At 61.9% G+C, this 22,914-nt stretch carries 22 protein-coding genes; 18 read left to right on the forward strand and 4 right to left on the reverse strand.

The features are described from left to right. Nucleotides 1-4: 4 nt before the first annotated feature. Entirely contained in the window at nt 5-727 is a 723-nt protein-coding gene (locus tag INR99_RS01005; protein WP_194114426.1) for a substrate-binding periplasmic protein, read from the forward strand. Nucleotides 728-832: 105 nt separating this feature from the next. Here INR99_RS01005 and INR99_RS01010 read toward each other — a convergent pair whose 3' ends face one another. From INR99_RS01010 to INR99_RS01020, 3 genes are all read right to left on the reverse strand, one after another. Then, nucleotides 833-1,222 (reverse strand): lysozyme inhibitor LprI family protein, encoded by a 390-nt coding sequence (locus tag INR99_RS01010; RefSeq protein ID WP_194114427.1) that lies wholly within the window; start codon nt 1,220-1,222, stop codon nt 833-835. A gap of 193 nt (nt 1,223-1,415) precedes the next feature. Further along, entirely contained in the window at nt 1,416-1,829 is a 414-nt protein-coding gene (locus INR99_RS01015) for a BLUF domain-containing protein (RefSeq protein ID WP_194114428.1), read from the reverse strand. 157 nt (nt 1,830-1,986) lie between these two features. Further along, nucleotides 1,987-2,340, reverse strand: coding sequence for a winged helix-turn-helix transcriptional regulator (locus tag INR99_RS01020; protein WP_228098018.1), 354 nt, complete (start codon nt 2,338-2,340; stop codon nt 1,987-1,989). Between the two features lie 104 nt (nt 2,341-2,444). On the opposite strand from INR99_RS01020, the gene INR99_RS01025 reads away from it, so the two are divergent. From INR99_RS01025 to INR99_RS17975, 9 genes are all read left to right on the forward strand, one after another. Then, a complete protein-coding gene (locus INR99_RS01025) occupies nt 2,445-2,855 on the forward strand; it encodes a hypothetical protein (RefSeq protein ID WP_194114429.1) in 411 nt (136 codons plus the stop codon). Between the two features lie 193 nt (nt 2,856-3,048). Then, nucleotides 3,049-3,513 (forward strand): YehS family protein, encoded by a 465-nt coding sequence (locus INR99_RS01030; RefSeq protein ID WP_194114430.1) that lies wholly within the window; start codon nt 3,049-3,051, stop codon nt 3,511-3,513. Nucleotides 3,514-3,897: 384 nt separating this feature from the next. Next, the gene (locus tag INR99_RS01035) at nt 3,898-4,443 is read left to right on the forward strand and encodes a LemA family protein (RefSeq protein WP_194114431.1); all 546 of its coding nucleotides are present in this window, start codon (nt 3,898-3,900) and stop codon (nt 4,441-4,443) included. Then, nucleotides 4,440-5,390, forward strand: coding sequence for a DUF3137 domain-containing protein (locus INR99_RS01040; protein WP_194114432.1), 951 nt, complete (start codon nt 4,440-4,442; stop codon nt 5,388-5,390). Before INR99_RS01035 ends, INR99_RS01040 begins: the two co-directional genes overlap by 4 nt. Nucleotides 5,391-5,938: 548 nt before the next feature. Continuing rightward, nucleotides 5,939-7,033, forward strand: a complete 1,095-nt coding sequence (locus INR99_RS01045; protein ID WP_228098019.1) for an SUMF1/EgtB/PvdO family nonheme iron enzyme — start codon at nt 5,939-5,941, stop codon at nt 7,031-7,033. 530 nt (nt 7,034-7,563) lie between these two features. Next, nucleotides 7,564-7,746: a hypothetical protein gene (locus tag INR99_RS01050; protein ID WP_194114434.1), complete on the forward strand. Its 183-nt coding sequence runs from the start codon at nt 7,564-7,566 to the stop codon at nt 7,744-7,746. 441 nt (nt 7,747-8,187) lie between these two features. Beyond that, nucleotides 8,188-8,946, forward strand: a complete 759-nt coding sequence (locus INR99_RS01055; RefSeq protein WP_228098020.1) for a hypothetical protein — start codon at nt 8,188-8,190, stop codon at nt 8,944-8,946. 226 nt (nt 8,947-9,172) lie between these two features. Further along, nucleotides 9,173-9,400 carry a hypothetical protein gene (locus tag INR99_RS17970; RefSeq protein ID WP_444542130.1) on the forward strand — a complete coding sequence of 76 codons (228 nt, stop codon included), beginning with the start codon at nt 9,173-9,175 and terminating at the stop codon, nt 9,398-9,400. A 13-nt stretch (nt 9,401-9,413) separates the two neighbouring features. Beyond that, complete coding sequence (locus INR99_RS17975; protein ID WP_444542131.1) at nt 9,414-9,650, forward strand: transposase; 237 nt, start codon at nt 9,414-9,416, stop codon at nt 9,648-9,650. A gap of 600 nt (nt 9,651-10,250) precedes the next feature. On the opposite strand, the gene metH is transcribed toward INR99_RS17975, so the two are convergent. Continuing rightward, nucleotides 10,251-13,970 carry a methionine synthase gene (gene metH / locus INR99_RS01065; protein ID WP_194114436.1) on the reverse strand — a complete coding sequence of 1,240 codons (3,720 nt, stop codon included), beginning with the start codon at nt 13,968-13,970 and terminating at the stop codon, nt 10,251-10,253. A 212-nt stretch (nt 13,971-14,182) separates the two neighbouring features. Here metH and INR99_RS01070 point away from each other — a divergent pair, with 212 nt between their 5' ends. The 8 genes from INR99_RS01070 to INR99_RS01105 all read left to right on the forward strand — a co-directional run bounded on the left by INR99_RS01070 (nt 14,183) and on the right by INR99_RS01105 (nt 22,830). Continuing rightward, on the forward strand, nt 14,183-14,605 hold the full coding sequence (locus tag INR99_RS01070; protein ID WP_194114437.1) for a hypothetical protein: 423 nt from the start codon (nt 14,183-14,185) through the stop codon (nt 14,603-14,605). A 105-nt stretch (nt 14,606-14,710) separates the two neighbouring features. After that, the gene (locus tag INR99_RS01075) at nt 14,711-15,070 is read left to right on the forward strand and encodes a hypothetical protein (protein WP_228098021.1); all 360 of its coding nucleotides are present in this window, start codon (nt 14,711-14,713) and stop codon (nt 15,068-15,070) included. 171 nt (nt 15,071-15,241) lie between these two features. Continuing rightward, a complete protein-coding gene (locus INR99_RS01080; protein ID WP_194114439.1) occupies nt 15,242-17,599 on the forward strand; it encodes a DUF3141 domain-containing protein in 2,358 nt (785 codons plus the stop codon). A gap of 95 nt (nt 17,600-17,694) precedes the next feature. Further along, nucleotides 17,695-18,462, forward strand: coding sequence for an enoyl-ACP reductase FabI (fabI, locus tag INR99_RS01085; protein WP_194114440.1), 768 nt, complete (start codon nt 17,695-17,697; stop codon nt 18,460-18,462). A gap of 117 nt (nt 18,463-18,579) precedes the next feature. Beyond that, nucleotides 18,580-20,214 (forward strand): methyl-accepting chemotaxis protein, encoded by a 1,635-nt coding sequence (locus INR99_RS01090; RefSeq protein ID WP_194114441.1) that lies wholly within the window; start codon nt 18,580-18,582, stop codon nt 20,212-20,214. A gap of 119 nt (nt 20,215-20,333) precedes the next feature. Beyond that, on the forward strand, nt 20,334-21,317 hold the full coding sequence (locus INR99_RS01095; RefSeq protein ID WP_194114442.1) for a quinone oxidoreductase family protein: 984 nt from the start codon (nt 20,334-20,336) through the stop codon (nt 21,315-21,317). Beyond that, entirely contained in the window at nt 21,314-21,892 is a 579-nt protein-coding gene (locus INR99_RS01100) for a YqiA/YcfP family alpha/beta fold hydrolase (RefSeq protein ID WP_194114443.1), read from the forward strand. The genes INR99_RS01095 and INR99_RS01100 overlap by 4 nt, the downstream gene beginning before the upstream one ends. Beyond that, nucleotides 21,889-22,830, forward strand: a complete 942-nt coding sequence (locus INR99_RS01105; RefSeq protein ID WP_194114444.1) for a Dyp-type peroxidase — start codon at nt 21,889-21,891, stop codon at nt 22,828-22,830. Before INR99_RS01100 ends, INR99_RS01105 begins: the two co-directional genes overlap by 4 nt. Nucleotides 22,831-22,914 lie beyond the last annotated feature (84 nt).

The following is a 22,914-nucleotide window of genomic DNA, read 5'->3' on the forward strand; positions in this document are numbered from 1 at the left end:
AAGCATGACACGCATCCTGCTGGCGGGGCTGGCGCTGTTGTGGGCCCTGCTGGGGCATGCAGCGGCGGTGCAGCACATTCCGCTCTACACCTACTATGACGATTCGCCGTTCGGACTCGCCCATCCGGACAACCTCACCGCGGATCTCGCCGACTACCTCAGCGACGCGTCGCAGGGGCGCTACCGCTTCGAACCGGTGCAGCTGCCGCGCAAACGGCTGGATCAGGAACTGGAGAAACCCGACTGGCAAGGCGTCGTGGCCTGGGGTAATCCTGATTTTTTCAGCAATCTGCCTCTCGGCCGCCTGCGCTGGACAGGGCCTTACTCGCACGATGCGGATCTGATCGTCAGCAGCAAAAGCCGGCCTGTCGACTATCGTGGCCCGGAATCGTTAACCGGCCTCACCTTCGGTGCCATTCTCGGGCGACAGCTGGGCGATCTGACCCCCGCGATTCAGGCTGGCAAGATCCGCCGCGAAGATGCCACCAGCCAATCCGCCAATCTGCGCAAACTGCAAGCAGGGCGCATCGACGTGACACAACTGCAGCAATCCGCGCTGCCGCACCTGCGCCGCGAATACCCCGAACTGGATCGCTGGCTCTACATCAGCCAGCCCCCGCGCGATGTCTTCACCCGCCATCTGGGCGTGAATCCCGCCAACACCGAACTGTACGACTTTCTGCAGTCTGCCATTCGCGGCGTGCCCAAAGAACTGACCGGCCGCTGAACGGCTGGCTCCACCCCCCTGCAAAAAGCACCGGGTATAAGCCTGAATGCATTCATTTACCATTGATTCAGACGTATACCATCAACGGTAATTACCGACAGGGCGTCATTGATTTTCAACGAACTGCTGCAGCTCCTTGATACGCTGCTCGGCGCGGGATTGCATGCAGCCCAGATACATCGTGCCGCGAATGGTACCGCCCGACCAGTAGCTATACACATTGCGGCAATCCGCCTCGCGGAACTTCACCCACAGCCGCTGCGCTTCGATGAAATTCTTCTTCAGCGCGCCCTGTTCCTCGGTTTCGGGGTTGGCGCTCACGGCTTCCACCTGCTTCAGTACGCGGCGGTAGACCGTGTTGAGCTGCTGCTCGGTTTTCTCCTGGGTCATGCGAGCACACTGCTCGATGTCGGGAGTCGAGCTGGCCTGACGGCAATCCAGTGCCTGCGCCGGCACGGCCAGCAGGCAAAACAGAACGGGGATAAAACGCTTCATGAGATCTCCGGATACAGAGGACAGGGGCTGACAAGAGCTGCCTGACCTGATTGAGCACAGACACGGTGGCAAGGTGCAGCTCGCCACCGACGACCAGGGTATTTCCTTGAAAGCATATTGAGTATTGAGTTGCAGGAACATACCCCTGACTAATCGCTGGGGTAGCAAATGGCAGCCTGTCACCCTCAGGCCATCAGGCCATCAGGCCTTTCAGCGCCAGCAGCAGCTGATAGCAGCTTTCACCGCTCATGGTGTAGGGATCAAGCATGTCGCTGCGCGAATAGGCCTTGATCACGGGGGCAAGCCTGGCGGAATCCGGCACATAGCCCATCGACCATTCGGAAAAATCGCGCCGGGCGATTTCCTGATACTGCAGCTGCAGGATGTGGTTGTGGCGCGGGTCTTTCAGAATCTGCTGATAGGTCTGATTGACCGCTTCGCGCGATCCCTCGAGGCATTGCAGGAAAAACGCCGGATTGAAAAACAGTGCACCCGTGACGTGCAGGGCGGAGTTTTTACTGCGGGCCGATTGCAGGATGTGCTCGACATCCCCCGGGCGGAATTGCTCGGACAACTGGCTTACATAGATCAAGCGCACCAGATACATCGCGTTCTCCAGAAAAAGGATCCCAGGCGTCCGCCCCGGCCGACCGCCGGCGACGACATGTGTCTAGCCATCATAGTTGAGCACGCCATCAATACCGCCCTTTGTTGCTGCCACGGTTATGGCAGGCGTGACCGCGCAGCCCGCCTGGCGGCACCATTCAAGGATTGCGCGGAGCGGCCCCGGCTGGTGGCAGGCGCATGCCGAAGGCCGCCATGGCGGCGATCAGGTCGGCGAGCTGCATTCCCAGCGGCGTCAGCGTGTAATCGGTATGCGGCGGCACCACCGGATAGACGGTCTTGCTGAGCAAGCCTTCGCGCTCCAGAAACTTCAGCCGGTCAGCCAGCACCTTCGGGCTGATGCCGGCCAGCGAATGCTGCAGCTCGGAATAGCGCTTCGTGCCGCCCAGCAGATCGCGGATGATGCGGGTCGTCCACTTTCCCTCGATCAGCCGTGCCGTGCGCGCTACCGGGCAATCGCCGGCGCATGCCATGTCCTGTCTGTGTTCGTTCATCGTTCATCCACCGGATTAATACTATTAAAAAAGTAACTACTTCCAAAAAGAAAGTAAGGCACGCAAGATGCACCGGCATTTCCCCATTCCCACCGGAGCAGCACATGCAAACACGTTTATCCCGCCCCAGCCGGGCACTTCTGGCCATGATGGCCGCCGTACAGATCATTCTGGGACTGGCCTTTCTCGCCGCCCCCGAGCGCAGCGCCCTGCTGCTGGGCCTGCCGCAAGCGCCGGGCTGGAGCAACTGGCTGTTCGGCATGATGGCCGCCCGCTTTCTCGGTTATGGCTACGGCCTGATCGTGGCGCTGCGCCAGCCCGCACAGGCCGCCCCCTGGCTGCGCAGCATGCTGGTGATCCAGGCGCTGGACTGGCTGGTCACCCTGAAATACCTGTGGCTGGGCGCGGTGACGCTGCCGCAGGTCAACACCGCCGCCTTTCTGCCCTTGCTGTTCATCGCCGCCTGCGCCGTGGCGCTGCGGCAGCGCCCGCCATCACGCGCGGCTGTCGCCTGACCCACGGTCAAACTACAGCAGCACGGGTGCGCAAATCCCGCAAGGGTTTGTGTTCCCGAATCGGCTGGCGCTTGCGATAGGGCGTTCACGTTCCCCATGTGCAACGCGACGCGTCGTGGCTGAATAAATGCATAAATGCGGGCAGGCGCTGGCCGGCCGCGTAAAATGCCCGCTTCACCCACGGGGCCACGCCATGTTGAATAACGATGTACTGCGCAGCATTCGCTACATGCTGGATTTGTCCGACGCAAAAATGGCCGAGATGGTGCAAGCCAGCGGCCATGACATCCGCCTGGACACCATGCAGGCCTTTCTGAAGAAAGTGGACGAAGCGGGCTTTGCCGAATGCGACGACCTCACCCTGGCCCATTTTCTCGATGCGCTGATCATCCTGCGCCGGGGCAAGGACGAGAGCCGCCCCGTGCCGCCCATCGAGCTGCCGGTGAGCAACAATCTGGTCCTAAAAAAGCTGCGCACCGCCTTCGAGCTGAAAGACGACGACATCTGCGCCATGCTGGCCGCCGCCGGCTTCACCGTCTCCAAGCATGAGCTTTCTGCCTTTTTCCGCCGCAAGGATCACAAGCACTTCCGGGCGTGTGGTGACCAGTTCCTGCGCCACTTCCTCAAGGGCCTGACGCAGCGCGTGCGCAAAGTCTAGCTGCCGGAACGGATGAATGAAGTCCACAGGTATTACCTCGTAGCTAATGCAGGCAATAGGCCAGCGCCATATACCCTGCAACAGACAAGAAGCAAGACCCGCCGGGGGGAGCGTCCCGAAAGCGGTTCACCCAGGCAGCGATGCATCTGCAAAGGTCGCACTGCGTGCGCAAATCAGGATTTGCGCCCCCAGCGTGCCTGACCCGGCCTGCATCGCTGGCGCAGTCGACGAAGGCCGCGCCCTGTCCCCGCCCCGCAACATTGCACCCGCATGGGATGAGAACGCGCCCAGCTGCTGGTAAGCTAGGCGCAAGTGTCGCTTTGCCAAACCGGCAGACGGCTTCGGCAGCTACTTGCGGCTGCGCATCGCTATCGGAATCATCCAATGCCAAGCATTCTTGTCTGGGCCCTGCCCCTGCTGCTGCTGATCATCCTTGTCATCCTGTACAACACCCTGGTGGGCAAAAAAAACCAGGTGGAATTTGCCTTTGCCTCCATTGATGCGCAGTTCAAGAAACGCTACGACCTGATTCCCAATCTGGTCAGCGTCTGCGAAAAGTACATGGGCTACGAGGAAAAGCTGCTGAAGGATCTGGCGGCCAGCCGCACCAGCTTCATGCAGTCCAGCGATGACGGCAAAGTGAGCATGGATGGGCAGGCCAGCGCGCAGCTGCGCTCGGTGATGGCCCTGGCCGAAAGCTACCCCGAGCTGAAAGCCAGCAGCAGCTTCGAATCGCTGGAGCGCGCGCTGAGCGAAGTCGAGGAGCAGCTCGCCGCCGCGCGCCGCGCCTTCAATGCCGCGGTCACCGATTACAACAACGCCTGCCAGATGTTCCCCACCAGCATCCTCGCCAGCATGATGGGGCTGAAGGTACGCAGCTGGTTCGAGGCCACCGCCGAAGAACGCGAACCGGTACGGGTGTGGCGATGAGCCAGCTCTCCCCCGCCATCCGGGAACTGCTGGCCCGGCTGGAAAGCGAACGCGCGGCCGAGGTCAGCCGGGACGGGCAATACATGCTGTGGGCCGCTGGCGGCACCGCCGTACTGACCATCATCGCGCTGATCGTGTATGGCGAGCTGCTGGCCGGCGCCATTCCGCTGGGCATCGGCGCCCTCGTCACCGGCATGCTGTGGCTGCAGCGCGGCAGCAAAACGGCGATCAAGTTCAAGCTGGAAGTCCTCCCCGCCCTGCTGGCCGAGCTGGCACCGCAGATGCACTACGACCCTGCCCGCAGCATTGCCGAGGACGAATTTGCCGCGGCCGGCTTTTTCAACGACATCGACCGCTACAGCAGCAGCGGCTGGATCGGCGGGCGCGTCGGCGATACCGCGCTGCACTTTGGCTATGTGCATGCCGAGGAATCCTATCAGGAGCCGTACACCGATTCGCAGGGCAAACGCCAAACCCGCACCAAATACCGCACCCTGTTCAAGGGCATCTTCCTGTCGGCGGACAACAACAAGGCCTTTTATTCCCGCACCCGGCTGCAGCCCGGCAGCGTCAATGCCCTCAACAATTACTTCGGCAGCTACCTCACGCTGGAAGACCCCGAATTCAATGCCATCTTCAAGGCATCGTCCGATAACGAGGTCGAGGCCCGCTACCTGCTCACCCCCAGCACCATGGAGCGTTTCAAGGCGCTGCACGAGCGCTTTCCCGAGCTGCATGCTGCCTACCGCGACAGCCGGCTGCTGCTGGCGCTGCCGGCCAGCGAGCCCTTTCAGGTCGATGGCGGTGATTCCTTCCTCACCGGCGAGCTGGCGCTCAGCCTGCGCGAGGAACTGCAGCGCTACCTGGGCGTGGTCGACGCGCTGGACCTGAACACGCGCATCTGGAGCAAGGCGCCCGAGCGGACACCGGAGCGCGCCACCAGCTAGGGCACCGGGCTTACGCCGCAGCTCGCGCCCGAACACCGGACAAGACAAAGCCCCGCACGCGGGGCTTTTTGCCAGGTATGGCCATGCCGCTTCTGCAATCAAAAGTCTGCAGCCACATACCCATGCAAATGTTCGCAGCCGCTCACGGCCACGCCGCAGCACGCAGGGTGTGCAAATCCCGCAGGGCTTTGCGCACCGGTAGCGGTGCGTACAGGCCGCAGCGCACGTGCAAAGATCATGCTGCGTGCGCGAATCAGACTTTGCGCCCCCCCTACTCGGCTTTCCGTGCAAGCCATGTGCATCAGTACGGCCTGCCAAAACGCAGAGCGAGAAATCTTGCAGGTATCCAAGCGGAAAGCATTAAATTGATTGCTTATGCAGGCATACCCACCACCCGTATACAAAAGCCACTCAGCTCCGCATCGCTGCCACAAACTTACAACAACCATGCACTTTCCGGCAGCACACCCCAGCCATCCCGGTACACTGATCCGGCCGGCCAATTCCGGCCGGCGCGATAAAGCGGCACAGACCGCAAGACAATGAGGATGGATAAGATGAACAAGAGCAAGAAGATGGCGCTGCATGCGCTGTTTGCCACCGTACTGGCCGGCCTCTTTCCGGCCGCCTTCGCCGCGGAAAGCTGGCAGGCCAATCGCGCCTACCAGAAGGGCGAAACCGTCAGCCACGATGGCGAAGACTGGCAGGCGCGCTGGTGGTCCTACGGCGAGGCGCCCGGCGCCGAGTGGGGGCCGTGGCAATCGGCCCATGCCGCCAGGCGCGGCATGGCCACCGTCGCCGGCGGCAGCTTCATGATGGGGGCAACCATCGAGAACGGCTTCAATTACCCGAACGAGACGCCGGTGCATCCGGTCACGCTGTCGAGCTACCAGATCGGCAAGACCGAGGTAACCTTTGCCGACTACGACCGCTACACGCGTGCCACCGGCCGCACGCCGGCCAGCTCGCTCGACATCGGCCAGGTCGAGATGGGGCGCGGGCAGAACCCGGTGATCAACGTCACGTGGTTCGATGCGATCAAATACATCAACTGGCTGAACCAGCAGCACGGCTGGCCCCGTGCGTATGACGAAACCACCGGGGCGCTGCTCGACTCGGCCGGCCAGCCCACCCGCGATGTGGGCAAGGTATTCGGCTACCGTCTGCCGACCGAGGCCGAATGGGAATACGCGGCGCGCGAGCGCGGCCGCGACATCGTCAACGCCTGGGGCAACGGCAGCCCGCTGGTGAATGGCAAGCCGACCGCCAATGTCGCCGATGCCAGCTTCATGGCCTACTTCGGCGAGCTGGCCGCCGGCTTCACCCCCTGGCCCGACTACGACGACGGCCATCCGCGCCTGGCACCGGTGGGGAGCTACCCGGCCAATGCGCTGGGCGTGTACGACCTGTCGGGCAATGTCTGGGAATGGACCAACGATGGCGAGCGCACGTTCACGGCCGAAGCGCAGCACAATCCGCTTGGCCCCGTCGACAGCCCGGTGCGCATCCTGCGCGGCGCCAGCTGGGACAACACCTTCGACATGCACCTGACCGATCGCGCACCAGGCGCACCGACGTTCAGCAATCCGTCGATCGGCTTCCGGCTGGCACGCTCGCTGCCGGCCGGCGCGGCCGCGCGCTAAAGCCCGCCCCATCCGGGTACACACTGGCCGGGCGGCGTCCGGCCAGGTGGCCACTGGCGCGGCATGTCGCGGAAATCTGGCGGGACTGCGCCAAACACAATCCACCATCCGCAGATCATCGCCACCGAGTACGGTGCACTCGTCGGGGTCAATGCGCATCGCCAATGCGCCACATGCGTGATCCCGTACTCAGCACAACCGGCGCGATCCCCCGAGGGGACTCCCTTCGGGGCGTTCGCTGCGCTGATTGTCGCCCGACCGCGCACCCTCCCAGCCAACAACAAGCCCCGCATCGCGGGGCTTTTGCCGGGTATTGCCATGCAAATTGCATAGTAAAACGCCTGCAGCCCCATACCCATGCACATACCCAAAGCCGCTCACATCCGGCGTCGGGCCAGCGGCAAACTGCGGCGACGTTGCATTCCTGCATCGCACCTGTGGCAGATCAATTTATCCGGAAAATCAGCCGTGGTAGGCTTTCAGAAAAAACAAGCTTTGCTTACGCAAGCACAATCATCAGGGAGTTGATGATGCAGAAACGACTCGCCGCACTGGCGCTGCTGGGCATGGCGCTGGGCGCGCAGGCCGCCAGCAGCGATTTGCTCGGCACCTACGCCATCAAGGACAAAGGCCAGCTCAAGGAAGCCATCAAGGTGTCGCAGGACAGCGGCGCGGTGGTGATTTCGGAAAAGCAGAAGAACGGCAGCAGGTAGGGTGTGCAAATCCCGCAGGGGTTTGCGCACCGGATGCGGTTCGTCCAGACCGCAGCGAGTGTTCAAAGATCGCGCCGCGTGCGCAAATCAGGATTTGCGCACCCTACATGGCTGGGGCCGGTGGAGTTGTTCAAGCTGCAGTAGGCGATGCGGCACGATGAAGAAATGCGAAGCCCCGTACCGTTCGAGCGCCGATAACACGACATCACCCTGCCCCACGGATAAGTAATGCAACACGCGCAGGGCGGTTTAGCCAAAGGCGCGCCCCGAAGGAAGTCCCCTTGGGGGATAACCCGCCATTCAGCCATGGTAAGCTGAACGGTAATTAGAACGTGGTTGATCCGGCGTCGGAGCGGCCACAAAGATGGATCAGCGCGGGTCACGACCCGCCCTACATGGCTACATGGCTGCGCACCGGGCCAGTGCAAAAGTGAGACTCTTGTGGAAAAAATAAGCGACGCAACTAAATTTACAAAGCCAATTCAAATCCTAGCTGCCTGGCTAATTACAATGTTTCTAATGAGCACTTCATTCTTAACAGCCGCAGCCAATATCTCCAACACCAACTGGTTAGCCGTATTGTTAGTCATCGCATCAATTTTATGCGTCCCAATATTTTTGTTTGGACTATTTAAACTCCAAACGAAATACAGAGCAGAAATGCAAGACGACGAGTACTACTCCGCACATTTAAAAATGAAATTCTCATACGACACTGAGCAAAAAGAAGAGATCATTGAACCCATCACAGAGACCAACAACAGCAACAATGACGACTTAGCAATAAATTCAGCAACCGCCTCAGACCAAACAATAATAACCATAAACTCCTCAATAAAGAACCTAAAAGAAATATCAGAAAAACTAGCAAAAGAAAGCATCTATATTAGTGACAAGTTTGATAGCAAATTCGATGATGATCATTATCACCTTTCATTTGGCGACGGAGTCAACATTGAAACACTAAGAAAGGTCATAAGCGTTTGCAAAGAAAATGGTCTTTCCAGCTTAAGCTTCTCGAAGAACACAGCAGCAATAAGCAAGATATATATCGGCTCCATGGGATACAAAAGAGCGGACAGGTTGATTTTACGCGCAGACAACACCACCTTGAATGATCTTCTAGCCAACAAAAGTCTAAATTTAAAAATGCTCAAAAGTGTTATTGTTACGCACGGAGAAAAAAACCGTACTTTATAAACAGGACACCTTTCACCTCGTACGGCGCACTCCGTAGGGCGCAATCGCCGCAGGCATTGCACCGCATGTGGCAAGCCCCACGCAACTTCCGGCGCATTGCCGCCAAGCGGCGAATGCGCCCTACGATGAAGCGGAAAAGCATGCATCGGCTAGGCCGCTGTACCACTATGCTGTGCAGATGGACTATCGGCGTGCATGGTGCCCGGGTGGCACCTATTTTTTCACCGTGAATTTGCTCGAACGACGTGGCAATCGCTTGCTGGTCGAGCGAATCGAACTGCTGCGGGCTGCGGTGCAAACCGTCAAACGCAGCCACCCGTTTATCATCCATGGCTGGGTGGTGCTGCCGGAGCATCTGCACTGCATTCTGGAGCTGCCTGCGGGCGACGCCGATTTCGCGTTGCGCTGGCGGCTGATCAAGCTGCTTGTTTTCACGGCAGCTGCCAAAGCTTGAGCGGCGCACATTGGTGCGCCAGCAGCGTGGTGAACGCGGAATCTGGCAGCGGCGTTACTGGGAGCATCTGATCCGCGATGCGGCGGATTTTGCGGCACACATGGATTACCTGCATTTCAATCCGGTCAAGCATCGCCTGGTCTGCCGGGTGGCGGATTGGCCGTATTCGACGTTTCACACGCTGGTGGCAGCCGGGGTGTACCCGGCAGACTGGGCTGGTGGCGAACAGGCACAGCTTTATGGTGATTAAAGGCCGAATGCATTGCTGGCTACTTGCGGCGCATGTGGCAAGCAGCACGCAAGGTGCTATGCCAGAAAACACGACCACATCCGTCAGTGATTTATACTCCTGCGCCACAATCCATTCACGAAACACGACACTCAAGAAAGCTTCGTATAAGCTTTAGCATCAACACTAGACAAGCCAGCCAATGTGACTACGCCCTGCCCACAATGCCGCACGCTCAATGCTGTCGAAGCACCATTCTGCGTGCGCTGCGAAAGTCCACTCGCTCATACCCCAATCGAAGCCGAAGGGCCCATACGCTTCAAGCTGCACGATCTGGCTGTGCTCAAGCGCCCTCTGCCAGAACCTCTGCCACCACCTCTGCCCCATTATCCAGACAGGGCCACTGCCGAAGCACACTGGTTTCTCTATGCCCTGCTGCTATTACTCAGCCTGCCGCTGCTAATCGTGGTGGGCTACATCTTGTTCATGTTTTGGTACTTTACCCGGGGGCTGTAACCTCGTGCAGCGCAGTCCGCAGGGCAATCCGTATCAGTAAAAAACCCCGCAACTGCGGGGCTTTTTGTTTGACGTATTGCGCCAGACACCAACAATTTCAAAGCATCAAGCCACATACCCCAGATTCGGCGCCAGATCGCGCTCGGCCTGGGCGACGCTGACGCCACGGCGTTGTGCGTAATCCTCGACCTGATCTTTGGTGATCTTCCCCACGCCAAAATAGCGCGCCTGCGGGTGGGCGAGGTAGAAGCCGCTCACCGCTGCGGTCGGCAGCATGGCGTAGCCCTCGGTCAGGGTCATGCCGATGTTCGGTGCGTTCAGCAGCTTGAATAGTGGAACCTTGCTGGTGTGATCCGGGCAGGCCGGGTAGCCGGGTGCGGGGCGGATGCCGGTGTATTTTTCGTCGACCAGCTCGTCGTTGCTCAGGTTTTCGCCGGCGGCGTAGCCCCACAGCTCGGTGCGCACCTTCCAGTGCATGTGTTCGGCAAAGGCCTCGGCGAAACGATCGGCGAGTGACTTGAGCAGAATCGCGCTGTAGTCGTCGTTGGCGTCTTCGAAGCGTTTCACGTGCTCATCAATGCCGATGCCGGCGGTGACGGCAAAGGCGCCGATGTAGTCGGTGACGCCCGATGCTTTCGGCGCGATGTAGTCGGCCAGGCAGAGGTTGGGCTTGATGTCCCCTGACTTGGCCTTGGGCAATTGCTGGCGCAGGTTGTGCCACAGCATGGCAACTTCGCCCGTGGCCGGGTCGCGCAGCTCGATGTCGTCGTCGTTCACACTGTTGGCCGGGAAGAAGCCGATCACGCCGGCGGCGGACAGCCATTTTTCCTGGACGATTTTCTTCAGCATCTTCTGCGCGTCGTCGAACAGGTGGCGGGCGGCTTCGCCGACCACTTCGTCCTGCAGAATCGCCGGGTAGCGGCCGTACAGCTCCCAGCTCTGGAAGAAGGGCGTCCAGTCGATAAAGGGCACAAGTTCACTCAGATCATACTGGGTATATTCCCGCACCCCAGTAAACGATGGGGCTACCGGCTCATACCCGGACCAATCCGGTGCGAATTTGTTGGCGCGGGCTTCCGCCAGATCGACCAGCTTGGTTCTGTCCTTGGCCTCGAAAATCTCGCGGGCCTTCTGGTATTCGGCTTTCACTTCGGCCACGAATGGCGCTTTCAGGTCATCGCTGAGCAGGTTCGAGCACACGCCGACCGCACGGCTGGCATCGGGCACGTAGATCACCTGGCTGTTCTGGTAATGCGGCTCGATCTTCACCGCGGTGTGCACTTTCGACGTGGTGGCGCCGCCGATCAGCAGCGGAATATCAAAGCCCAGGCGCTGCATTTCCTTGGCGACGTGCGCCATTTCTTCCAGCGACGGGGTGATCAGGCCGCTCAAACCGATGATGTCGGCGCCGACTTCCTTCGCCTTGTCCAGAATGGTCTGGCACGGCACCATCACGCCCAGGTCGAACACCTGATAGTTGTTGCAGCGCAGCACCACGCCGACGATGTTCTTGCCGATGTCGTGCACGTCGCCCTTGACGGTGGCCATGATGATCTTGCCCTTGGCCGGCGCGTCGGCCAGGCCCATGGCGATCTTTTCGGCCTCGATGAAGGGCTCCAGATGCGCCACGGCGGCCTTCATCACGCGGGCGGATTTCACCACCTGCGGCAGGAACATCTTGCCCGAGCCGAACAGATCGCCCACCACGTTCATGCCGTTCATGAGGTGGCCTTCGATCACGTGGATCGGGCGCTCGACGCTCTGGCGCGCTTCTTCGGTGTCCTCGACGATGAAGGTGGTGATGCCCTTCACCAGCGAATGGGTGATGCGCTCCTGCAATGGCAGAGTCCGCCAGCTCAGGTCCTCGCCCGACTTTTGCGCGGCGTCGCCACGGAAGGATTCGGCCAGCGCGATCAGCGCGTCGGTGTCCGCCATCGGGTCGGCGCCGTCCATGAGGACCACGCGTTCAATCGCGTTGCGCAATTCGCCCGGCACTTCGTCGTAGTTTTCCAGCGCGCCGGCGTTGACGATGCCCATCGTCATGCCCTGCTTGATGGCGTGATACAGGAACACGGCGTGGATGGCTTCGCGCACCTTGTTGTTGCCGCGGAAACTGAACGATACGTTCGACACGCCGCCGGAAACCTTGGCGTGCGGCAGGTTGCGGCGGATCCAGCCGGTGGCTTCGATGAAGTCCAGGCCGTAGCGTGCGTGCTCCTCGATGCCGGTGGCCACGGCAAAAATGTTCGGGTCAAAAATGATGTCGGCCGGATCAAAGCCGACTTCGTCGACCAGGATGCGGTAGCTCTTTTCGCAGATTTCCACCTTGCGGGCGTAGGTATCGGCCTGGCCGACTTCGTCGAACGCCATCACGATCACCGCCGCGCCGTACATTTTCAGCAAACGCGCGTGGTGTTTGAATTGCTCGACGCCCTCTTTCATCGAGATCGAGTTGACGATGCACTTGCCCTGCACGCACTTCAGGCCGGCTTCGATGACATCCCACTTCGACGAGTCGATCATGATCGGCACGCGCGAAATGTCCGGCTCGGCGGCGATCAGGTTCAGGAAGGTGGTCATGGCTTTCTGGGCGTCCAGCATGCCCTCGTCCATGTTGATGTCGATCACCTGCGCGCCGTTTTCCACCTGCTGGCGGGCGACTTCCAGCGCGGCCGGGTAATCGCCGTTCAGGATCAGGCGGGCAAAGGCCTTGGAGCCGGTGACGTTGGTGCGCTCGCCGACGTTCACGAACAGGTCGTTGTCGCCGATGTTGAAGGGCTCCAGGCCCGAGAGGCGGCACTTGGCCTCGATCTCGGGCAGCTTGCGCGGCGGCAGGTCTTTCACGGCCTGATAGATCGCGGCAATGTGCGCCGGCGTGGTGCCGCAGCAGCCGCCGATGATGTTCACCAGCCCCGATTCGGCCCATTCGCGCACCTGCGGCGCCATGTCTTCCGGCAACAGATCGTAGCCAGTGGGTGCCAGCGGGTTGGGCAGGCCGGCGTTGGCATGCACCGAGACAAAGGTATCGCTGATGCGGCTCATTTCCTCGACATAGGGGCGCAGCAGATCGGGGCCGAGCGCACAGTTCAGGCCAAAGGAAATCGCATCGGCATGATGCAGCGAGTTGTAGAAGGCCTCGGTGGTCTGGCCGGTGAGCGTGCGGCCGGACTGGTCGGTAATCGTGCCGGAAATCATGATCGGCAGGGCTTCGATGTCCGGGCGGTCGGCAAAGTATTTCTTGATGGCGAACACGGCCGCCTTGGCGTTCAGCGTGTCGAAGATGGTTTCCACCATCAGGATGTCGGCACCGCCTTTGACCAGGCCGTCGATGGATTCGAGGTAGGCGGTCACCAGCTCGTCAAAGGTGACATTGCGGTAGCCGGGGTCGTTCACGTCGGGCGAAATCGACGCGGTACGGCTGGTGGGGCCCAGAATGCCGGCACAGAAGCGCGGCTTGGCCGGGTTCTTCGCGGTTTCCGCCACGCACAGGTCTTTTACCAGCTTGGCGGCGGCGTGGTTGAGCTCCCACACCAGCCCTTCCATTTCGTAGTCGGCCATCGCCATTGCGGTGGCGTTGAAGCTGTTGGTCTCGATGATGTCCGCGCCGGCATCCAGATATTGCTGGTGGATTTCCGCGATGATCTGCGGCTGGGTCAGCACCAGCAGATCGTTGTTGCCCTTGAGGTCGACGTGCCAGTCGGCAAAGCGTTCGCCGCGGTACTGCGCTTCGGAAAGCTTGTACTGCTGGATCATGGTGCCCATGCCGCCATCGAGCATCAGGATGCGTTGTTTCAGCAGGCTTTTGAGGTGTTCGGTGCGGGTCATGGGTTTATCCGGATTGGCAGACAGCAAAACCGTGAATTTTACCACGGACCAGCAGCCCCAAGCAGACCGGCCGGCGCCATAGCCACCCGAGCACCCAGCGTGGCACCGGGGCTGGGCGACCTTCCGGCGCAACGGCGGTAAAAATACCTGTAAAATCAAGACCATTACTGGCTATGATTTCGTCATCGGAAGTGCATTCTTGCGAGATCGCCATGAACGTCAATTCACTGAATCCGCTCCAGAGCTACCAGCCCCTGAACCGCAGCCAGGCAGCACCGGAACAGGCGGCGCCCGCTGTGGCAGGCACGTCTCAAAATGCCGCAGGCAGCAGCACGCGCCAGATGGCCGAAACGGTCTACATCTCCAGACAGGCCCAGCAAATGCTGGATACCTACACCCAGACCTACGCTGCGGCGACCGAAAGCAGCACTAGCGAGTCGGCCGAAACCGCGCAGGCACCAAGCAGCGCCGACGTGGTCGACGCCACGCGCAAGGCGCAGAAATACCAGATGATGCAGGCCATGGCCGAAAGCGGCGCGCTGCAGGGCAATGCCGGCAATCAGCCACAGCCGCTGCCGGTTCCCGCCTCCCCCGCCGATACCACGGCACGCCCTGGCATCAGCCTGGCGGTGTGACCCGCCCAGTGGCTGCGGCGGCCGCGTTTGTGGATTTTTACCGCTGGCGGGCTGTACTAGTTCGCAGCCCGGCCACGCCGCCAGCTTTAGCATCAAGGCATTGTCATGCCACGTGCGGAGCAAGCCATCATGAATGCCAGAGCCACCCTGTTTGCCGCCCGGCAGCATCCCGGCATCCGGGCCGTGCTGCCGGTGGCCGTGCGTGCCCCGCAGAACTTCAAGGCACCGCAAAGCCCGCAAGCCGCGCAGGCCCCTGCCGCAGTCCTGCAGCAGCAGACCAAGGAACTTGGTGCGTATACGCGGGAAAGCCTTATTCAGGAAGGCCTACATGGCAATACATGGCGACAGCGCCTGAGCGAGCCGGCGCCGGCGCTGCGGGCAGGCGCACAGCAGCTCAGCTCGCATTACGCGATTGCCGCAGTCAGCGAACGGGGTGACAGTCCCTCGCTGGCAACCACTGCCTGAGCAGCCGCTACGTCTGCCCCTGATTTACTTTCTTCTGCCTTGCAAATCGCCGGCGCATCGGACATCCTTCCTTTATATTGCACTGCAATAATTGCACCGCAACATCAGCGGCGGCGCCGCGATATTCCCTGAAACAATCACTCGCCGTACCGGCAGGAAGGATGGTGTTTTATGTGGACCAACGACAGGCAACTGGAACAGACCGTCCAGCTGCAAGGCAAGGTAACCCGGCGCGTACTCAAGCGCAGCGCAGCCGTCACCGGCAAGGCCATCGAAGAACTCGCTCCGGCCGCTCCCGCTTATCACGACCCGCAGGCGCTGTTCGAAAGCGGACTGGACTATCTGCGCGACACGGCCGAGCGGCAGCTGCTGTTCTGGGATGTGCTGCGCCAGCGTGGTGACCAGTTTCTGGCCCACGAGGCAGCCGGCAAGCCGCCGGTGCTGCATTTCGCATATGAAATCGTGCTCGACGCGCGCAGCTTCGCCCGCCCGGCCAACTATGCGCTGGCCCGCATCATCCCGCCCGCCGGCTCGGCCTCGGTAGATCCGACCCGCCGCCCCTATGTGATCATCGACCCGCGTGCCGGGCATGGCCCGGGCATCGGCGGCTTCAAGCAGGATTCGGAAATCGGCATGGCGCTGAAGGATGCGCATCCGGTATACGCGGTGATCTTTTTCCCGCGCCCGGAGCCGGGCCAGACACTGGCCGATGTGACCGCCGCCGAGGAGGAATTCCTGCGCTGGGTGGGCCGCGAACACCCGGATGCCCCCAAACCGGTGCTGGTCGGCAACTGCCAGGGGGGCTGGGCGGCCATGCTGGTCGCCGCGGCAGCGCCCGAGCTGGTGGGTGCCGTGGTGGTCAACGGGGCGCCGGTCTCCTACTGGGCCGGCAATGACAATAATCCGATGCGCTACGCCGGCGGGATTCTCGGCGGCGCCTGGCCGGCGCTGCTGGCGTCCGATCTGGGCAACGGGCTGTTTGACGGCGCGCATCTGGTCGCCAATTTCGAAAACCTGAATCTGGGCAACACGCTGGTCGACAAGAGCTATCACCTCTACGACCGGGTCGATACCGAGCCGCCCCGTTATCTGGAATTCGAACGCTGGTGGGGCGGCCCCTATCTGATGAACGAGGAGGAGATCCAGTGGATCGTGGAAAACCTGTTCATCGGCAACAATCTGGTCGAAGGCAAGGCCTCCGCCCGCCAGGGACAGTACGACCTGAAAGCGATCCATGCCCCCATCGTGGTGTTTGCCTCGCTGGGTGACAACATCACCCCGCCGCAGCAGGCGTTCAACTGGATTCTGGACCTCTACCCGACCACCGACGCGCTGAAACAGGCCGGGCAGGTCGTGGTCGGGCTGGTGCACGAAAGCGTCGGCCATCTCGGCATTTTTGTCTCCGCCGGCGTGGCCACCAAAGAGCACGCCAAGATCGTCGAGCTGATGCACGTGATCGAAACGCTGGCACCGGGGCTGTACGCCATGAAGATCACTGCCGACCCGCAGGCTCCGGGCGGCTGGCGCGCTGAGCTGACCGAGCGGCGGGTCGAGGAGCTGCAGCACGCCCAGCAGTTCGACCGTCAGGACGAGATCCCCTTCTCCGCAGTCGAGGCAGTTTCCGAGCTCACCACCCGCAGCTACGAAATGTTCCTGCGACCCTGGGTACGCGCATTCACCAATGAAACCACCGCACAGGCCGGCCGCATGCTGCACCCGAACCGGCTGCAGCAGTGGGCGTGGTCGAGCCTGAATCCCGTCGCCAGTGCACTGGGGGCAGTGGCCGGCGAAATCCGCGCCCACCGCCAGCCAGCCGCAGACGATAACCCCTGGCGGCAATGGGAACGCGACCTGGCCGCGCGCCTGTCGGCCAGCCTCAATCTGCTGGGCGATTTGCGTGATGTCGCGACCGAGGCGGCCTTCTTCAGCACCTATGGCTGGCTCGCCATGCAGGGCATTGGCGCGGAAAACCGCCAGGATACGCGCCAACCCGACCAGGCTGGCCAGGTGGACGACGCGGCACTGGCTGCGCAGCTGGATCAGGGGGGCGCGGCAGCCGGGCTGATCCGGCTGGGCCTGCTGCTCACCCGTGACGGCGACCGCATTCCGCTGACCCGCCGCCAGTTCACCGTCAACTGGCTGACCCGCCAGCCGGCGCTGGCCGGACTGGACGACGAGGCCCTGCGCCAGCTGATCCGCGAACAAAGCCTGCTGGTATGGCGCCTGCCGGATGCCGCGCTGGCCAGCCTGCCCCGGCTGTTTGACACGCAGGCCGCGCTGGATGACGCATTCAACACCTATGCGCAACTGGCCGAGCTGGTTCCGGGTGAATTCACCGCACTGGATGAACGGCTGCAGGCCCTGCGCGCAGCGCTGGGACCGGCAACGCCAGCCGCAGCCAGCACACGCAAGGCGGCTGCGCCGCGCCGCGCACCTGCGGCCAAGTCCACCACGGCAGGCAAACCCGCCACTGCCCCGGCGGACAAGCCCGCTCGCAGCAGCAAGCGCAAGCCGGGAACAGACGCCTGAACACGGCGGCGCGCACACTTCAGGACCAGAACGCCGGGATCATCCCGGCACAGGAACGGGGCAGCAATGCGGCTGCCCCAGCAAGGAGCCAGAGCATGGAACAGCCTCTCAAAGGCAAGGTCGCCCTCGTACTGGGCATGGCCAATGAAAACTCGATCGCCTACGGTGTCGCCCGCGCCCTGAAAGCGCAGGGCGCCGAGCTGGCGATCACCTACCAGACCGACCGCACCCGCGACTTCATCGCCCCGCTGATCGACGAACTGCAGCCGGGCGTGCTGGTGAAGTGCAACGTCCAGGGAGCCGGGGAACTGGAAGCCGTCTTTGCCGACATCAATGCCAAGTGGGGCCGGCTGGATATCGGCGTGCACTCGATTGCCTTCGCGCCGAAGGACGATCTGCACGGCCGCGTGGTTGACACCAGTGCCGAAGGCTTCTCGCTGGCCATGGATATTTCCTGCCACTCCTTCATCCGCATGGCCAGGCTTGCCGAGCCGCTGATGACACAGGGCGGCACCCTGCTGACCATGAGCTATTACGGCGCGGAAAAGGTTGTGCCGAACTACGGTGTCATGGGGCCGGTAAAGGCTGCACTGGAAGCCAGCGTGCGCTATCTGGCCAATGAACTGGGTCCGCGCAAGATTCGCGTGCATGCCGTCTCGCCCGGACCGGTCATGACCCGGGCCGCCAGCGGCATCCCGGCCTTTGACGCCTTGCTGGAAGAATCGGCAGCCCAGGCACCGCTGCGCGAGCTGATCGACATCGACGACGTAGGCGCTGCCGCCGCTTTCCTGTGCAGCGATGGCGCCAAGCGCCTGACCGGCACGACCTTCTATGTGGACAGTGGCCTGCATACCCGCGCGTGACCGCGATACCTGCCCGACAGAAAACCCGGCTTGTTCCGGGTTTTTTTGCACCTGCCGTCGGGCAGGCTAGGATGAGAAGTAGCGCGTTCCGTCTTCATCATTTGCGAGAGGCAACACATGAGCTTGACCGTATCCAGACGTCTGCTGCTAGGTTTCGGTGCCATCCTGATCCTGATGGTGGCCGGTGACCTGTTCGGCATGCTGCGCATCAAGTCATTGGGCGACAACGTCCATGAAATTGTCGACGCCAACACGAAACAGCTCGAACAATCCCTGCGACTAATCGACCATGTTCAGGAAATGCGGATCCAGTACCGGCAACTGCTGCTTGACGATTTGCCACAAAAGCAGAAAGCCACCCAGGAAAAATACCTCGCTGCGCGCAAAGCCGTCCTCGACGGCCATGAAAAACTGAAGCAGCTGTTCAACAACCCGCTGTATCCGCCCTTCCCGGAAGAATCGGCCCTACTGGCCAGGCTGCAGGAGGCCATCCCCGCTGCGATGGGGGCCACCGACAAGACCATCGAACTGGCCATGGCCGGCAATTTTGTCGAAGCCAGAAGCGATGTCGATAACCGCGCGGCCAAAATGGCAACCCTGAACAGCATCCTGCGTGATTTCGCTAAGCTGGAAACGGAGCTCAACGCGGCAAAAACCAAAGAAACCAGCCAGCTGATCATTCAATCCGAGTACACCCTGGGCATGCTCTCCCTGGTTGCGGTGATTGCCGGAATCATCATCAGCCAGCTGATCACCCGCAGCATCACGGTACCGCTACGCGAAATGCAATCCTTCATGCAGGATCTCAGCACCCGTTTCGACTTCACCCAGCGCCTGCCGGTCAAGCGCCGCGATGAGATCGGCGATTCGCTGCAGGCCATGAATGTGCTGCTGGATGCACTGCAACCCAGCATCCGGCAGCTGCACCAGATCGGCCAGAATGTCGGGAAGGCGGTCAGCGCACTCTCGTCCAACAGTCGCGAAATGTCGCAGGCCGCCAACAATGTCAGCAGCTCGGCATCCAGCATGGCGGCGGGCATCGAGGAAGTCACCGTTTCGATCAGTCATGTCGCCGATCAGGCCTGCCAGTGTGACCAGACCGCACGTGAAGCCGGCAGGCAGGCCGCCTCGGGCGGGGCAGTCATCGACGGGACGATCACCAGCATCAACCAGATTGCCGATCAGGTACGCCAGTCGGCCGGCCAGATCGAATCGCTGAAGGAACGGACCACCAGCATCAGTGCCGTCGTCAATGTCATCAAGGATATTGCCGACCAGACCAATCTGCTGGCACTGAATGCCGCAATCGAAGCCGCCCGGGCGGGCGAACTGGGACGCGGCTTTGCCGTGGTGGCCGACGAAGTGCGCAAGCTGGCCGAGCGGACTGGCAGCTCGACGCAGGAGATCATCGCCACGGTATCGGCCATCCAGAACGAGGCCAGCAGCACGGTACAAACCATGCAGGCCACCGTCCGGCAAGTCGATGAAGGCGTATCGCGTGCCCAGCAGGCCAGCTCGGCAATCAATGAGATTCGCCAGAGCGCCGATCGCGTGGTTGAACAGGTCAGCGAGATCTCGCAGGCGATGCGGGAACAGAGCGAAGCCAGCTCGGCCATGGCCCAGCAGGTCGAGCGCGTGGCGCAGATGTCCGAAGAAAGCAGCGCGGCAGCAGCCAGCACCGCCGATGAAGGCCGGCGCCTGCAGCAGCTCGGACAGGAACTGGAACAGTCGATTGCACGCTACCGGGTGTAAACACAGCACCATGCACCGCAAGGGTTGCCGGCTGGACAGACCCGGCCGGCTCCCCAACAATATAAGCAGTCGCTTTCTTACACAGACATGATGATCCGGACCACCGGACAGGGGCAATCATGCAAACGCAAGCCATCCGCATCCATCGTCACGGAGACCCCGAGGTCATGCAGCTGGAAACCGTACCACTGGCCGCACCGGCGCCCGGTCAGGTTCTGCTGCGCCAGCTCGCCATCGGCGTCAATTTCATCGACACCTACCACCGCAGCGGCCTGTATCCGCTGCCCCTGCCTGCCGGGCTTGGGCTGGAAGCCTGCGCGGTGGTCGAAGCCATTGGTGCCGGCGTGCGCGAATTCCGCCCCGGCGACCGCGTGGCCTACGCAGGCGGTGCCACCGGCGCCTATGCCCAGCACCGTATCATGCCGGAAGACAGGCTGGTTCATGTCCCCATCGGTATACCCGATGAAATTGCCGCAGGCACCCTGCTGCGTGGCATGACGGCGCAGTATCTGCTGAAACGCACGTTCCCGGTCCAGCGCGGACAGACCATTCTGGTCCATGCCGCAGCGGGTGGTGTCGGCCAGATTCTGTGCCAGTGGGCCCGGGCTCTGGGCGCCACCGTCATCGGCACGGCCGGCAGCGACGCCAAACAGGTACTGGCGGGCACCTGGTGCGATCACGTGCTGGATTACCGTAATACCGACTGGCCCGGCCAGGCGCGTGCCTTGAGCGCCGGCCATGGCGTGGCGGTAGTGTACGATGGCGTGGGCGCGGCAACCTTCCACGGCTCGCTGGACTGCCTGGCTCCGCGTGGCATGCTGGTCAGCTTCGGCAACGCCTCGGGAGCCGTTCCGGCCTTCGATCCCTTGCTGCTGTCACAGAAAGGCTCGCTGTTCTTTACCCGGCCAACGCTCGGGCATTACACCGCCAGCCGCCAGGAGCTGGTCGATACTGCGGGTGACTATTTCCACAGCATCGAGCATGGCTTTGTCCAGCCGGTAGTTCAGCAGCGCTTTGCCCTGCAGGACGTGGCAGCGGCGCACCGGGCACTGGAAAGCCGCCAGACCACCGGGTCAACCATTCTGCTGCCGGCCGCCGCATGACGCATCTGGTCTATCTGCACGGATTGCTGTCCAGCCCGGCTGCCGGCAAGGCACGCGCGACCGCCGACTGGCTGCAGCAGCGCGGGCTGGCCAGCCAGTTTCACGCGCCCGCATTACCCACCGCCCCCCACGCCTGCGCCGCCCTGCTGCGCGATCTGCTCGCGGGCTGCGATGCGCAGGCCACCTGCCTGATCGGCAGCTCGCTCGGCGGCTTCTGGGCGACTTGGGCCGTGGAAACTTTCGGCGTGCGGGCGGTACTCTTGAATCCCGCCGTCCAGCCCTCCCGGCTAGTGGCCGCCTATACCGGCGAGCAGCGCAACCACCATACCGGCGAGTGCGAAATCATCCTGCCCGACTACGCCCAGCAGCTGGTCGATTACGAACGCCGCCCGACCCGGCATGCGCGCTACTGGCTGCTGGTGCAGACCGGTGATGAAACGCTCGATTATCGTCACGCCGTGGCGTGGTATGCCGGCTGCCGGCAAACCGTGCTGGAGGGCGGTGACCATGGCTTTACCGGCTACCGCGACTGGTTGCCGGCCATTCTTGATTTTGCCCACGGAGCTGCTGCATGACCCCGCAAACCGCCATTCTTCCCGCCGCCAGCAGCCATGCACTGTTTCTGCTGCTTCGCCGCCGTCTTGGCCGTCGCATTGACGGACAGCTGGCCAAATACATTGCAGGGTTTCATTCGCAACTCATGGAATTCAATAAATCACAGCCTGATACCCCTGTGCTGGCGGCAATCGGCATCGGTGCAGAATGCTGGGCCGAGTTGTTTGGCCGCGAACGCCCGGCCGAACTGCGTGCCTTCCCGCACATTGCCGGCGCGATTCACCCCGCACCCATCACCAATGCCGACCTGATCGTGCATCTGCGCGGCGAGCAGGCCGATCTGCTGCACGACGTTGCCAGTGATTTCCTTGACGCGGTACGCGACTGGCTCGAACCGGTTGAGGTCACCGCGGCGTTTCGCCGCCGCGAAGGACGCGATCTGACCGGTTTTGTCGACGGCACGGAAAATCCCGAAGACGACGAGCGCGCAACCGTGGCGCTGGTCAGCGAGCAGGATCCGGACTGGGCAGCTGGCAGCTATCTGCACATCCAGCGCTACGTGCACCGCATGGAGAGCTGGAACAAGCTGCCGGTGCTGCAGCAGGAAGCCATCATCGGGCGCACCAAGCACAGCGACGAAGAGCTGCCCGATGATGACCGTCCGCGCACCGCGCACATCAGCCGCGTGGTCATCGAAGATGAAAACGGCGAGGAACTGGCCCTGCTGCGCCAGTCGCTGCCCTACGGTACACCGGGTGGAGACCGCGGGCTGTACTTTGCCTCCTACTGCCACACCCCGCGACATTTCGAGAAAATGCTCACCCGCATGGTCGCTCCGACCGATGATGGCCGCGTCGATCACCTGCTGAATTTCAGTCGGGCAGTCACTGGCGCGGCGTTTTTTGTCCCCAGCATCGAAAAACTGACCAGCCTGGCCAAGACAGATCAGCCGGCATGACGCCGGTCAAAGTAAGCGCTTTCCCTAATGTCACGACCCAAGCGCTACGGCATGATAGGGTGCGGGCCGCGTGCGCCCGGCATG

This window comes from Chitinilyticum piscinae (assembly GCF_015223195.1).
Taxonomy (GTDB): domain Bacteria; phylum Pseudomonadota; class Gammaproteobacteria; order Burkholderiales; family Chitinibacteraceae; genus Chitinilyticum; species Chitinilyticum piscinae.